General features: G+C 42.3%; 8 protein-coding genes. 2 read left to right on the forward strand and 6 right to left on the reverse strand.

Annotated features, from left to right (window positions below; genetic code table 11):
* Positions 1-23 precede the first annotated feature (23 nt).
* The 5 genes from IPZ59_RS16700 to IPZ59_RS16720 all read right to left on the reverse strand — a co-directional run bounded on the left by IPZ59_RS16700 (position 24) and on the right by IPZ59_RS16720 (position 8,608).
* Positions 24-1,301 (reverse strand): D-alanyl-D-alanine carboxypeptidase, encoded by a 1,278-nt coding sequence (locus IPZ59_RS16700; RefSeq protein WP_236137186.1) that lies wholly within the window; start codon positions 1,299-1,301, stop codon positions 24-26.
* A complete protein-coding gene (locus IPZ59_RS16705; protein WP_236137187.1) occupies positions 1,301-3,385 on the reverse strand; it encodes a S9 family peptidase in 2,085 nt (694 codons plus the stop codon). Before IPZ59_RS16705 ends, IPZ59_RS16700 begins: the two co-directional genes overlap by 1 nt.
* 113 nt (positions 3,386-3,498) lie before the next feature.
* Positions 3,499-3,927, reverse strand: coding sequence for a hypothetical protein (locus IPZ59_RS16710; protein WP_236137188.1), 429 nt, complete (start codon positions 3,925-3,927; stop codon positions 3,499-3,501).
* Positions 3,928-3,936: 9 nt separating this feature from the next.
* Entirely contained in the window at positions 3,937-5,382 is a 1,446-nt protein-coding gene (locus IPZ59_RS16715; RefSeq protein WP_236137189.1) for a SusD/RagB family nutrient-binding outer membrane lipoprotein, read from the reverse strand.
* A 19-nt stretch (positions 5,383-5,401) separates the two neighbouring features.
* The gene (locus tag IPZ59_RS16720; RefSeq protein WP_236137190.1) at positions 5,402-8,608 is read right to left on the reverse strand and encodes a SusC/RagA family TonB-linked outer membrane protein; all 3,207 of its coding nucleotides are present in this window, start codon (positions 8,606-8,608) and stop codon (positions 5,402-5,404) included.
* 101 nt (positions 8,609-8,709) lie between these two features.
* Here IPZ59_RS16720 and IPZ59_RS16725 point away from each other — a divergent pair, with 101 nt between their 5' ends.
* Complete coding sequence (locus tag IPZ59_RS16725; RefSeq protein ID WP_236137191.1) at positions 8,710-8,871, forward strand: hypothetical protein; 162 nt, start codon at positions 8,710-8,712, stop codon at positions 8,869-8,871.
* Between the two features lie 166 nt (positions 8,872-9,037).
* Here the strand turns inward: IPZ59_RS16725 and IPZ59_RS16730 are convergent, their stop codons facing one another.
* The gene (locus IPZ59_RS16730; protein WP_236137192.1) at positions 9,038-11,263 is read right to left on the reverse strand and encodes a sodium-translocating pyrophosphatase; all 2,226 of its coding nucleotides are present in this window, start codon (positions 11,261-11,263) and stop codon (positions 9,038-9,040) included.
* A 198-nt stretch (positions 11,264-11,461) separates the two neighbouring features.
* Here IPZ59_RS16730 and IPZ59_RS16735 point away from each other — a divergent pair, with 198 nt between their 5' ends.
* The gene (locus tag IPZ59_RS16735) at positions 11,462-14,149 is read left to right on the forward strand and encodes a phosphoenolpyruvate carboxylase (protein WP_236137193.1); all 2,688 of its coding nucleotides are present in this window, start codon (positions 11,462-11,464) and stop codon (positions 14,147-14,149) included.
* Positions 14,150-14,459 lie beyond the last annotated feature (310 nt).

Consider the following 14,459-nt stretch of genomic DNA (forward strand, 5'->3'; position numbering starts at 1 on the left):
GTCGATTTAAACGATATTATGAATCAATACTGTTCCCAAATAGTCGTCATCACCTCTACCATGGCTTCTCGGATAGCTGCTGTTGGGCGAACAAAGTTGTTGTTCATAAAAACAAATCGATACCTATTCCCTTTTTTACTCTCCAGCCATCCACTCTGCAAGTGTGCATACCTCAAAGTACCTGTTTTTGCCCAAACAAAAGGATCCCCCGAATCAGCAGTCTTATACGCATTTTTGAGGGTACCCGACACTCCTCCCGCTGGCAAAATCTCCCGTAACCGTTCTTGTCCCAATTCAACTTCCAACAAGCGCAAAACATCCAAAACTGCACTGGGTGTAACTAAATTAATCCTTGATAATCCAGAGCCATCATACCACTGAGGCTTAAACTTGAAATCAACAAAATACTGCTCTAAACTATAATCAATAGCATTTTTCACCTGCAAATCATCCCCAACCCTACTTGCCAACAGGAGCAATTGCTGCTCTGCTAAAAAGTTATCGGATGGTTGCATCATATGCTTGTATAAGGTATCCGATGGAATGCTATAAAAAGTCCGGAATGAAGCTGGTTTGGAAGCTTGGATCAATTGAACCGACCTCTTAAGGGTATCGGATAATAATAATTGAGAAACGAGGTGGTTACTCGGAAAAGGAATCCGTTCAGAAAAATCCGTTGGTACATCCATGTCAGGATAGCGCAGTCCATCACCCACGATCGTTCTGACAACATCAAAGGTTTTCAATGAAAGGCTTGCATCTTTGGAAATAAACTGACCCATCACCTCAGGACTTGTCTTGACTCCACCTTTCCCATCCGACTGGATAGTCACTGTATTGCCATATATGGGGAAAACAGCTAAATCTGCCCTCCAATAACTTGGCTCGAATTCAGGTTCTTCCTGCTTTACCAAATAAATTGTGTATGGAGTGTTAGTCAAAAAATCAAATACCCTTCCATTGTCCAGTTTGGGATGCAAAAAACTAGGATCTCCTGTACCCCATATCAACAGAGAATCTCCTTGAATACTGTAATCAAAGGCGGGAATGGAATCACCTAATATTTTTAAAGAGGCATATAAGGTCAATAATTTGGTATTGGAAGCAGGAATAAAATACTTATCTGCATGCTCCTTGTAAATGATCTTTCCTTCACCATCCTCTAAAACAAACCCCACAAAATGCTCTTGCAAAACCTCTTGAGATTCCAAAAGCTTTCGAATATGCTTCGCTTTTGGCTTTTGAGCCTGAACAAATACCGGTAAAAAGCCCAGCAGTAAGTAAATTATTGATCGTTTCATCAGGGATTTAAGTGTTTACGAAGAAATGCTACTGTTGCGGCATTCACTTTTACCAAGTTCTCAAATTTCATCCAATGATGGCTGTCATCAGGGATCATCAGGTACTCATAGGGCATATTTCGCTCATCAAATCTTCGGATAATATCCGCGGTGTGACTCACATTGACATTGCGATCATCATCTCCATGAATAAAAAGTACCGGGGATGTCCAAGTATCTAGATATGCAAGCGGTGACGATAACCAGGCCGTGCGCAGTGCTCTATCAAAATCAGGGGCTTTTTCAAATCCAGCAGGCGGCACCAGACGACTGGATAACTCATGCACCCCATGGATATCTACCCCTACTTTGAACAAATCCGAATCTCTTCCCAAAGCCAAGGCTGTCAAATAGCCTCCATAGGACCCTCCATAAATTCCTATCCTTTCTCCATCCACCACATCCAACGAAGCTAGGTATTCACCAGCAGCTTTCACATCCAAGTACTCCTCTGCTCCTTGCCAATAGGTCCGTGCGGGCCTGTGAAATTCAAAGCCATACCCTATCCCCAATCTGAAATTGACCGAAAGCACTGCAAATCCTAACTCTGCTAAGTATTGATTGACCGCGTAGGTATTGGAATAATAATCTCCATAATGCCAGCCAAGCAACATTTGACGCTGAGGGCCACCATGAACAAAAACGATACCTGGCTTTTGTGGGGCACCACCTTCTTTGACAAACAGTTGTCCATGCACTTTTAACCCATCTGGAGACTCAAAAACCACTTGCTTGGGAACTACTAATTCTCTAGGCATAACCGATGGAATTCGATCTTCCGCAATCAGCGTCATCGATTGGGTTTCGTGTGAAAATACAGCAGGAATCAAAGGCCTATGTACAGTAGATGATACCAACCCTACAAAGTTTCCTCCAGCAAGCGGTACAGGAATCGCTTCAATGCCCTCTCCTGGTGTGAGGACTTCAAAGTCACCGGACGCTACATGAACTCTCGTAACGTGTCTGCGATCGATATCTTCTTTCGCAGGGCCTGTGTTGGCTGAAAAATAAAGGTACTGTCCATCATGGCTCAAAGAAACATGCTCCACCATAAAATCCCCTTGAGTCAACTGCCGTCGATTGCCTTGCAAGTCCATGGCATAGAGGTGAGGCCAGCCATCTTCATAGGATAAAAAGGTAAGGGTATTGTTGGCTACCCATCTCAGATTAAAGCTCCCATGAGTCGTGGGTACAGAGCCTCGAAGAGTTTCAGGAGCTTTCCATAAAAACTTAGCTTGGCCGCTCGTACGGTCATAAACCCAGATTTCCCAAGGGCTATGCCTTTGCTCCAAAATCGGAAAAGGCTCAGGTCTTCCTCCCGGAAGTCTGATGAATGCGATGTACTGCCCATCCTGAGACCAAGTAGGTTGAGCATCCTTGTAAAACGATGGCGCTATCCAGCTAACTTGTTTGGAAAACATATCCACCGTAGCAATCATACTATGTGTTCCTCTATTGACCGAAAAAAGCAAAGACTTCCCATCGGGAGACCAGGACACTTGGGAGACAGTTCCTGTTGTCTCTAGTAGTGGAGCAAGATTTTTTCCAGTACTTTCCATCATCCAAAGCTGTCTGTTTTTGATAAAAACGATTCGCGTCCCATCCGGTGAAAACATTGGATCATCACCCTCTGTCAATTTCTCTGCTTTACGATCTGCTATAGCTACTTTCCAAATTTCCACTTTGGGCGTAAATGGCATTTGAGAAGGATTGATCCCAAGTCCCGGGTCCCAGTTGGACCCATGCTCTCCTCCCCTCACGAAAAGCAATTCCTTTCCATCAGGAGAGAACTGTAAGCTGGTAATTTCTTGCCCATCGTCCTGTAGAAAGTCAGTAATTTGCAATGCTTCAAAAGTAGGAGCCTTTGCTATAAAAACATTTCTTTTACCTTGCTCATTCATCGTCCAAGCCAACTGCTCATCCACTGGAGAAGCGGTGAGTTCGGATGGAAATGGAAAGGAAGAAATATCCTGAACTGAAAACCGTTGGGCTTGTACCGAAGCAAGCGACCAACAAAAGAGGATGAGAAAAAAGAATTGTTTCATGACATTGGAGGTTTTTTGAAATTTAATCAAAACAGGCAAAAAAAGAAAACCTAACAGGTTTTAAATACCTGTTAGGTTTCTACAAAGTAAGTACATAGGACTCCGTACTTAGCTTAGGGTCTTACATTGATCGTTATGTTTCTAGACCTGGTAAAGTTACTCTGAGTTACCAATACAAATTGCATGGTTACTGCTGTACCTCTCGCATTTTCAGGTACTGTCCACTGAAAGGTCTCTACATAAGAATCCTGAGTGTTCCAATTGGCGAAATTCCGTGTTTCCAAGGTGGTAGTAGTCCCTCCTTGAACACGGTTCATGCGAAGTTCCGTGGCAGGTTCATGTTCCGAATAGACCGTCATCGTGAAAGTCACCGTACCCCCTACCTCTGGAGTCGTGCTCGATGCAGTGAGTGTTGCGATGGTACCTACGGCGCCCACTACATCATATTCTGGTTCCTGATCTTCCAAGATACAAGCTGTAAAGAAGAAAGGAAGTACCAAAAGAGCGAATATATGTTTGAAATAGTTCATATGCTTTTTCATAAATTTTAATTATCTGTCCCAAAATACTCTGTCCAAATTCGATACATCTGGAACGTTCGCTGAATTATTTACAACCTCCCTATTTGGATAAATAAACCTTCTTGGGAAATTTCCTTGGGTAGTATTGGAAGGCGAAACTGTCAATGAAGGAAGTCCAGATACAGTATTAGGAGATCCTACAGGGATCGTTCTTCTCCAATCCATCCATGCTTCCGGTTGTAAGAACAGGTCGATGTGTTTCTCTTCCATGATCTTTTCCAAGGTAATGGTTGATTCGGTTTCGCTGCCATAACGAGCAATGTAATCAGCATTGGCAGAACCCGTAATTCGCTGCAAAGATGCAGCAACAGCCGCATTATGTGCGGTAGCAGCACGGGCAGATTGTCCAGCTCTCAAAGCGGCCTCCGCTTCGATAAACTTTAACTCACTGAAGTTTAACAAAGGGGTTGGAGCTTCTCTTGAGTTTAAATAAGGTCCAGGCACCACTGTACCTGCAGGCCTGAAGGATGATCCATTGGGAACTCCCACGTAAAGACCGCCTGTAGTGGGACTCACAAAACGGGTCAATCTCGGATCATCAGTTCCTTCACTAATTCGATCTCGCAATAAATCAATGAAGCGCTGGCTGATTCCTACGTTATTTTCTCCAAAAGTTGTCTGAAAATATGGAAACCAAGGACCCGCAAATTCGGAACCGAATAAAATGATCGGTTGATCTGCATTGGACATGAAGCTGCCTGCATCGATGGCTGCAAGGGTGGCGGAAGCCGAGCCTGCAGGATCCACTTTACTCAAGTGATTGTGGTATCGCGCCTTCATAGCCCTCGCTAGCATAATCCATTTTGGAAGAGAATTTGCTCTCCAAGCATTTTCATTCGCAGCTCTGTAAATCAAGTCATTGGTACTGGGACTTGTTGAACTTTGACGCTGCAAATCAGCAATTCCTTCGTCTAACAAACTCTGTACCCGCTGATACAAAGCTGCGGCGTCGTCAAATCGAGGCTGTGGGAATTGTTCTAGATTTAGGGCCTCTGAGTAAGGAATGTCATTCCATAAATCTACTGAATAGCCTATGATTATAGCTTCCATGATTTTGGATGTTCCTAGGTAATGATTTGCTCCTAACTCTTCCGACTTTTCTTTAACAATTCTTAAATTATTGAGGCAATTGGAATAAAAACGATTCCAGGTAGCGTCACTCATATCAGCAATGAAAGAGTAATTGTTTACCTGCTGCTGATCTCCCAAAATACCGGTAAGGTATTGCATCAATATACTCGTAAACTGAGCAGATTCACCATTCATACCATAGACAAACGAAGCCATTGCCGCAGGATAAATTACCTGTATGGATGCATCGGTTGCTTGGTTGGGATTCGTATTGATTTCATCAAAGGTCTCGCAAGAAATCAAGACCAATAGTATCACTAGAAAGGATAATATCTTATTTTTCATATTAGGCTAGTTTAAGGGATTAAAAAGAAGCATTGATGGTTACACCGTAACTCCTCATATTAGGAGTAGTAAATGCATCTAAACCTACTACACCATTAGGACCTGCCAAGTTGGTTTCAGGATCTATTCCCCCATAATTTGTAAAGAGAAGCAAGTTTCTTCCGTAAACACCCACATTAGCTCTGCTCATTCCCAATTTACGGGAAATAGTCTGAGGCAAATCATAGGTCAAATTAACATCTCGCAGACGGATCCATGAACCATCCTGAACCCAACGTTCAGTTAATTCCCTGCCAAAGGCCAAAGCTGCGCCCGACCCTTGGAAAGCGGCCTGATCCAACGTTACAGGGATGGTGTTTGGCTGTCCATGATTATCTCCTCCAGGATTTTGAATGACACCTCGGAAGATTGCAACACGATTTCTGTCCTCCGTATGTTGAGCTACTCCCGAACCGTTACCCATCCAGAAGGCAGTCACGTTGACCACATCTCCGCCTTTGCGAACATCCCAAAGCATAGTCAGATTTAAATTTTTGTAACGGAAATTATTTCTCCATCCAAGTAAAAAGTCAGGGTTGGGATTTCCCACCATTTGCTGAACAGGGTCTAGAATGGGGAAACCTTGTGGATTGATCAACACATCGCCGCTATCATTTCTAAGGAATGCGTTTCCATAAAATACACCAAACTGCTCTCCAGGTATCAACCTACTTTGGATCCGAGCGCCAAACATGTTATTGACAATAGGCTCATCATTTGGAAGGGATACAACAAAGTTTCTGTTTCGGGTAAAGTTCACAATCATATCCCATGAGAAATCACCTCTATTGATGATATTGGCATTTAGTACCGCTTCAATTCCTTTATTCTGGATTTCACCTGCATTGACAATTTGTGTGGTAAATCCGGTAGATGCAGGAATCGGAATGGATACAATTTGATCCCTACTCACCGCATTGTAATAAGTGATTTCAGCACCAAGACGGTTATTAAACAATCGAAAATCAGCTCCTATTTCATAGGTATTGGTAAATTCTGCCCGTAGATTAGAATTTCCCGCAGCAGGACTTAACAAGACACCGCCTACCCCATCCAATGGAAAGCGTACACCTGGAGCATAACGTGTCCCTGTGGTGGCCACATTGAAAAAGGTTTCTGTTCTGTATGCCGGTGGAATGTTACCCGCTCCAGCGATGGAACCTCTTAATTTGGCAAAGTTGAGTGTTTGACTATCTATTTTTAACAGATCTGTCAAAACCACACTCAAACCCGCACTTCCATACGTAAACGAACGGTTGGCCGCTGGAAGCGTAGAAGCCCATTCATTTCTCACAGAAAGCTCTAGGAAAACAGAGTTCAAATACCCCAAACTTGCTCGAGAGAATACTGCTTGTGTCATTCTTCTGAAATCAAAACGCTCAAAACGTGGGTTTTCTTGCGTATTTTGAACCGTAAATAAACTCGGTATGGCAAAATTTGTACCATCCAACAAAAGACTTGTATTGGATGTAGAGAAGAAGTTATGACCTACCAAGAAAGAAGCACTGAATTTATCATTCAAATCCTTGTTGGCAGAAATGATGAAGTCAGAGTTTAAGATTCTATCAGAAATGGTATTTTCGTTGATTCTACCTCCCAAAGCACCGCTCGCCGCAATAGCTGCCCCACCAGAAGAAGATGGTGCCCATACTTGCGTTCTATCTTCATTGGTAAAATCAAAACCCAATCGATGCGAAATCGTCAACCAAGAACTTGGCTTGTATTCAGTAAACAAAAACGAAAGGTAACGATTGACATTATCTGAAAATGGATTATTGTTCACAGTCCAAAAAGGATTATCCGGACTAAAGGGTCTACTACCATCCACTGCACCTCGAAAGTTTCTTTGCTGCCCGTTTGGTAAAACAAACCCTGCTGAGTTATCAAAAGATGGTGGAGTCCTATACAAACCTTGAATTGCATCTGAGAAGTTATCTCCTCTACCAAATTTGGTACTTGTACTGTTCGCATAGGTAATGGAGGCTCCAACCTTTAGTTTTTCGCTCAACTTGGTGTCTGCGGATAACTTGACGGATGTTCTATTGAAGGTGTTATTAGGAATAATCCCTTGCTGGAACATATTTCCGACGGATAAGTAAAAATTACTATTATCGGAACTGGAAGATACCGCAACATGCGTATCATTGGTAAATCCACTCTGGAAAAACAAGCGCTGATTGTCATACACAGGAAGTCGGTCGCCTGCATTGGGATGATTCATATCTACAATGGTCCCTCTTGGATCCTTTGGATTAGGTGTACCAGCATCGTACCGTAAGGTAGAAATCGGTGCGCCAAAATGATTGAAGGTAGTTCCCCCATTGAAAACACCATTATCTCCCTGACTGTATGTCAACTGGGCTGGAAAATAATTCATTATTCTGTCTGTAGAAAAATTAGTCGATACATCTACAGAGAAACCCTTTTGTCTTGCGCCTTTTTTGGTTGTAATCAAGACAACTCCTGTTGCACCTTGGATACCATATAAAGCAGTAGCTGCGGGGCCTTTTAGTACGGAAATATTCTCAATATCATTGGGGTTGATATCAATTGCTCGGTTGGCATAATCTACACCACCGGCGGTTCCAATAGTTGCATTGAAGGAGTTATTGATTGGAACCCCATCTACCACAAACAAGGGCTGATTCTGTCCGGAAATGGATTGAATACCTCGGATCACAATGCTGGATGCAGCACCTGCCGAACCCCCTTGTCTCGTTACTTGTACACCAGCAACTTTGGCATTCAATGCATCCACAATGTTTTGCTCTCGGGAAGCAATGATTTCATCGCCTTTTACTTCCTGAGCAACGAAAGAAATCTTCTTTTTCTCTTGGGTCAAACCAAAGGCCGTCACAACTACCTCGGAGAGTTGCTCGGTATCAGTAACCATCGTGATATTGACAATAGACCTTCCGTTGACTGGCACAGCCTGTGGCTTGAAACCAATAAATGAATAGGTCAATACCGAACTAGCATTAGGTACATTGATGGTGTAATTTCCATCAATATCCGTCACAGAACCAATGGATGTGTTCTGTACCAAAACTGTTACTCCCGGAAGTGGCTGCCCATCTTCTTGGGAAATGACTTTGCCTCTCACCGTCAATTGCTGAGCATGTACCATCGCTGGTAAACTCAAAAGCAAGACGCACAGAAGAAAGTAACTCGTAAACGTTTTCCTCATAATTGAATTTTTTAGGGATAAATAATTAATTAAATGTAACCAAGCTAGAGCTCAGACCGAAGAATAAATGCTATTTTTTGAAAGTATTCAATTGAAATCAATTGAAAACAACTCAAAAACAGCACAAAACATCAAATCAAACTTTGATTATGTCTAAAATATGGCATAAAAAAGCAAGAGCAAAACTTTTTAAAGGAAAATTTTCAAAAAATAGAATGATCGGTAAGGGAGAAATAAAAGTGATTAGTGGTTTGAGTGATTAGTAGATTGAGTGATTAGTGGATTGAGTGATTAGTGGATAGGTACTATTTCATCACTTAATTCTCTTAATCCCTTCATGATTTTTTTCTATCAAGTAATGTTGAACTAACGGAGCATAGCTCAACATAACATAAAAAAAGCCCCTGATTTCTCAGAGGCTTTTTCTTGTTAGTTTGTAATGACAATCTTTTCTATCTTCTCAATTTTTTTCCCATCTACGTAGGTTATTTCTTTTTTGATTTCAACCTGTTCTTGCAAGGCCTGTGTACCATGAGGCCTTTCTGAAATATGTGGTGCAATTACCAAAGCCACAATGGATGTCAATTTGATCAGGATATTCATAGATGGACCAGAAGTATCCTTGAAAGGATCTCCTACGGTATCTCCTGTAACAGAAGCTTTGTGGGCATCTGAACCTTTATATTGCATCACGCCATCGATCATTACTCCTTTTTCGAAGGACTTCTTGGCATTGTCCCAAGCGCCACCAGCATTGTTTTGGAAAATCCCCATCAATACACCGGAAACAGTGATACCCGCCAACAAACCACCCAATACTTCTGCACCAAAGGCAAAACCTACAATCATCGGAGAAATAAGGGCTATCGCACCTGGTGCTACCATTTCACGAATGGATGCTTTCGTAGAAATCTCAACACATTTTTCATATTCAGGCTTGTTTTTATACTCCATGATGCCTGGAATTTCCCGGAACTGTCTTCTTACCTCATTGACCATATCCATAGCTGCGCGGCCCACAGCTGCAATGGCTAAAGAAGAGAAAATAAATGGAATCATCGCTCCCACAAACAAGCCTGCCAATACATCTGCTTTGTAAATATCAATCGAATCAATGCCTGCAATTCCTACATAAGCAGCAAATAATGCCAAAGCTGTCAAAGCGGCAGAAGCAATTGCAAAGCCTTTACCCGTTGCGGCTGTGGTGTTTCCTACAGCATCCAAAATATCTGTACGTTCGCGCACTTCTTTCGGTAGACCGGACATTTCTGCAATACCTCCAGCATTATCTGCAATAGGCCCAAAGGCATCAATCGCAAGCTGCATGGCCGTCGTGGCCATCATACCGGCAGCCGCAATAGCTACACCGTATAATCCTGCGGCCAAGAAAGATCCATAAATACCACCTGCCAACACTAAAATTGGCAACACTGTAGACTCCATCCCTACAGCAAGACCACCAATGATATTGGTTGCATGACCTGTAGAAGACTGCTTGATAATGGAATTCACCGGGCGCTTGCCCATCGCTGTATAGTATTCCGTAATCATACTCATCAGTGCTCCGACAATCAAGCCGATCACCACCGCTCCAAAAACACCCATTTTGGTAAATTCAATGGAACCACCTCTGGAAAGCACCAACTGACCCTCGGGTAACATATACATGATTAGCGGATATGAAGCCGCCACGGTCAATAAGATGGAAATCCAGTTTCCTTTATTCAAAGCTGTCTGTACAGAATCTGTATCCTTATTAATTCTTACAAATACAGTTCCTACAATGGAGAAAATCAAACCCATACCAGCGATCACCAACGGCAACAGGACAGGAGCTATTCCACCAAAATTATCATCAGATACAATCTCTCTTCCTAAAACCATGGAAGCCAAAATGGTAGCCACATAGGAACCAAATAAATCAGCCCCCATACCAGCTACATCTCCTACGTTATCACCTACGTTATCAGCAATGGTAGCCGGATTACGGACATCATCTTCTGGAATACCCGCTTCTACTTTTCCAACCAAATCCGCACCTACATCCGCTGCTTTGGTGTAAATACCTCCACCAACACGGGCAAACAATGCGATGGATTCCGCTCCTAAGGAAAAACCAGCCAACACTTCTAAGGCTGTTTCCATGGCTGCACCATTCACGTCTCCTCCTGTGGAGACGACAAACATGTTGTAAAAAAGGATAAATAATGATCCCATACCAAATACTGCCAATCCAGCCACACCTAGCCCCATCACAGTCCCTCCTGTAAAGGAGACATGCAATGCATTTTTTAAACTGCTTTTGGCTGCTTGAGTGGTTCTTACATTGGCTTTGGTAGCGATATTCATCCCTAAATAGCCAGCAAATGCAGAAAGTACTGCTCCAATCAAAAAGGAGATAGCAATGACTGGCGAGGAAGTTTCAATCAAAGTACCTGACCATCCGAGCAAAATACCTGCGATCACTACAAAATATGTGAGGACTTTCCATTCAGCTTTCAAAAAAGCCATAGCCCCCTTAGCGATGTGCCCCGCCAATTCTGTCATATTTTCATCCCCTGCTTCTTGCTTGGTAACCCAAGCTGATTTGATTGCCATGACGACAAGACCAATAATCCCCAGTAAGGGGACAATGTAGATAAACATTTGTTCCATAATGCGTGATTGAGTTTATTGTCAAATTTTCGATCCGACAAATATATTACTATTCATATACCATGCAATCAAAACATATAAAAGTCATCTAATTTTGATTTCAGTAGATTATTTGGAAAGGATTTAAAAAAAGCTTTAACCCTTTCACGCAAACTTTTTATCTTTATTCCGTAAATTATCTCTAAAACCTATTTTCAAATGACAGATGTAAGCCAACAATTACTTTTTGAGAAAATCCGTAAAGACATGGATTTTCTCACCCAGAGATTCAAAAATGTCCTAATCAATCTGGGAGAACATGAACTGGTCAAAAGCTTCGAATCGCAAAGTGGTCATCCAGAAATACTAGTGAAGCAGGCGGATGAATCCAAACATATCCAAACACTTAGCATCTATCTTCAATTGATGAATCTGGTAGAAGAAAATGCTGCAGTACAGTTTCGCAGAAAGATCGTTGACCATAGCGGTTCAGCCAATATCCGTGGATCTTGGGGTGAAACATTCCAACGCTTGCAAGCGGACGGATTTACCGAAGATGAAATCTTAAAGGTATTGACCGCTACAGAAGTGACCCCCGTCTTGACTGCCCACCCAACGGAGGCCAAAAGAATTTCTGTGTTGGAAATACATAGAGATTTGTACTTAAAATTGGTACAGCTAGAGAATACTTCCTTTTCCAAGACAGAAATCAAAGCCATTGAGCGGGACATTGAAACACTCATTGAGCGTTGGTGGAGAACGGGTGAAGTGTATTTGGAAAAACCAACCATTCAATCCGAACGAAACAACGTACTGCACTATTTCACCAAAGTTTTCCCCAAAGCCTTGGCCAAACACGATGAAAAGTTGAAGGATAGCTGGATTTCGGCTGGATTTGATGCTTCTCATATGCAAAAACCCTCCAACTTTCCCTTGCTTAGCTTTGGAAGTTGGGTGGGGGGAGATCGCGATGGGCACCCTTATGTATCAGCAGATATCACCGCCGAAACCTTGATGCTGCATAGGAAGTCTGCGCTCGAATTGATAGAAAAACAAATCCGAGAATTAGCCGCTAAAATATCCTTCTCTGCCATCCGAAATCCTACTCCAGGATTCTTTGAACAAGAAATAAAATCACTTCAGGAATCTTTGGGGGAGGAAGGAAAACAAGCGGTATTACGCAATTCATTTGAACCTTGGAGACAATATATCAATTTGCTTCTGGTCAAACTCGAGTACACAAAAGAACAAAACCTTGAAAAAGGGTTCACCAATGCTCAAGAACTCTCCCAAAAACTGCTAATCATGCGTGAAAGCTTGATGAGTATTGGGGCCATCGGGATTATGGAAACCTTACTCTTTCCAATCGAACGGCAATTGCAGTGTTTTGGCTTCCATTTAGCTAAACTAGATATCCGACAGAACTCAGCCTTTCACGATAAAGCGCTCGAACAAATCATTCAGCATTCATATCCCTATGAAGCCTTGTACAGCACTTGGTCTGAAGGAAAAAAAACCGAATTCCTAAACCGGGAACTGCAGACCAACCGACCTTTTGGTGTCATAGGTACAAGTTATGGAGAAGAAGCAGACAAAGTATTGGGTTGCTACCGGGTAGTCAAAAAACACTGTGACCGCTTTGGTAAAGATGGCATTGGATCCTTCATTGTGAGTATGACGAGAGGATTGAATGACCTCTTGACAGTGTATGTGTTTATGCGAGAGGCGGGGATCGCTATTGGCGACTTCCCGGTAGTTCCCCTATTTGAAACCATCGAAGATTTGCAGGCATCACCACAAATTATGAAAGCGTATCTTTCCCACCCTATTCATCAACGTCAAGAACGGGATGTACAGGAAGTCATGCTGGGTTACTCTGATAGTAACAAAGATGGTGGCATCGTGGCAAGCCGCTGGAATATTCACCAAACCGAGCAAGCGTTGAGTTCCATTGCGCTGCAACATGGCATGCGATTCAAATACTTTCATGGCATCGGTGGAACCATCAGCCGAGGAGGTGGAAAGTACCACCGTTTCTTGGAAAGCATGCCTGTGGGAAGCTTGACTGGAGAGATAAAGTTGACAGTACAAGGAGAGACCATTGCACAACAATTTGCAAACCTCCTCAACGGAGTATACAACTTGGAAATGCTCATCTCCGGAACAGTATTGCAAACAGCAAAAGCGATCAAAGGAGAAGCATTGGAAGCAGAAAAAATCAACGCCGCAGAACAGTTGGCTGCGATAGCGCAAGAACATTACAAGCAACTCATTCAGCATCCTGACTTCATTAAATTCTATGCAGAAGCCACCCCTATTGATGTTTTGGAATTAAGTAAGATTGGTTCCAGACCTGCAAGGAGAACAGGCACCCGCACCTTGGCTGACTTGCGTGCCATTCCTTGGGTGTTTAGCTGGACTCAAAGTAGATTCAACATTACAGGCTGGTTTGGTATGGGAAAAGCCTTGCGCACGCTTCGAACAGAACATCCGGAGTCCTACACACTGCTCAAACAAAACCAGGACCGTTGGCCTTTCCTACGCTATGTGCTCATACAACTTGAAACCAATGTCTTGAATGCCGACGAACAATGGATGAATACTTATGCTGCACTCGTAAAAGACGAAGGTGTTCGAACTAACCTATTAAAAATAATTTTAGAAGAGTATAAAAATTGCATGGATGAATTGGAACTGATGTTTGAGACGCCCCGTGCTACTCGTAGAGCCTCCTTATTGGATACTATGGAAAGAAGAACGGCAGCGATCGAAATCCTCCACCATTATCAAATCAATAATCTGATGGCTTGGCGGGAAACGAAACCCGATGAGAACAATCAGGAAATTATCACCCGCTTATTACAGATAACCACAGCTTTGGCTAATGGATTGAAGAATACGGGTTAATTCCAAAATGAACAATTACCCTTAAAGCTTTTTTCTCAGCTTAATTTTAAACAAAGTCCAACTTCTGTTTAAGCTGAGAAAATAGCTTTTTGCGTACTAATGGGTTTCTGATTTTGATATTTTTCAGACATAAAAACCCTTTGTTAGTAAAACATATTTAGTATTGAAATAATTATATTTGATTTATTTTTGGATACAACTATTTTTTCTGTCAAAAAATTTTTGAAAATTTTTATATCTCTCTAAATCACTCATTTTTAATTCAAAAATTGTTTTTTGAGTATTGAATACTTAAAAAAGTATTTTGAAA

The organism is Mongoliitalea daihaiensis, assembly GCF_021596945.1.
GTDB lineage: Bacteria > Bacteroidota > Bacteroidia > Cytophagales > Cyclobacteriaceae > Mongoliitalea > Mongoliitalea daihaiensis.

Excerpts from the sequence above, each read along its gene's own strand:
- IPZ59_RS16700 (WP_236137186.1), bottom strand. The coding sequence starts at position 1,301 with ATGAAACGATCAATAATTTACTTACTGCTGGGCTTTTTACCGGTATTT.
- IPZ59_RS16705 (WP_236137187.1), bottom strand. The coding sequence starts at position 3,385 with ATGAAACAATTCTTTTTTCTCATCCTCTTTTGTTGGTCGCTTGCTTCG.
- IPZ59_RS16710 (WP_236137188.1), bottom strand. The coding sequence starts at position 3,927 with ATGAAAAAGCATATGAACTATTTCAAACATATATTCGCTCTTTTGGTA.
- IPZ59_RS16715 (WP_236137189.1), bottom strand. The coding sequence starts at position 5,382 with ATGAAAAATAAGATATTATCCTTTCTAGTGATACTATTGGTCTTGATT.
- IPZ59_RS16720 (WP_236137190.1), bottom strand. The coding sequence starts at position 8,608 with ATGAGGAAAACGTTTACGAGTTACTTTCTTCTGTGCGTCTTGCTTTTG.
- IPZ59_RS16730 (WP_236137192.1), bottom strand. The coding sequence starts at position 11,263 with ATGGAACAAATGTTTATCTACATTGTCCCCTTACTGGGGATTATTGGT.
- IPZ59_RS16735 (WP_236137193.1), top strand. The coding sequence starts at position 11,462 with ATGACAGATGTAAGCCAACAATTACTTTTTGAGAAAATCCGTAAAGAC.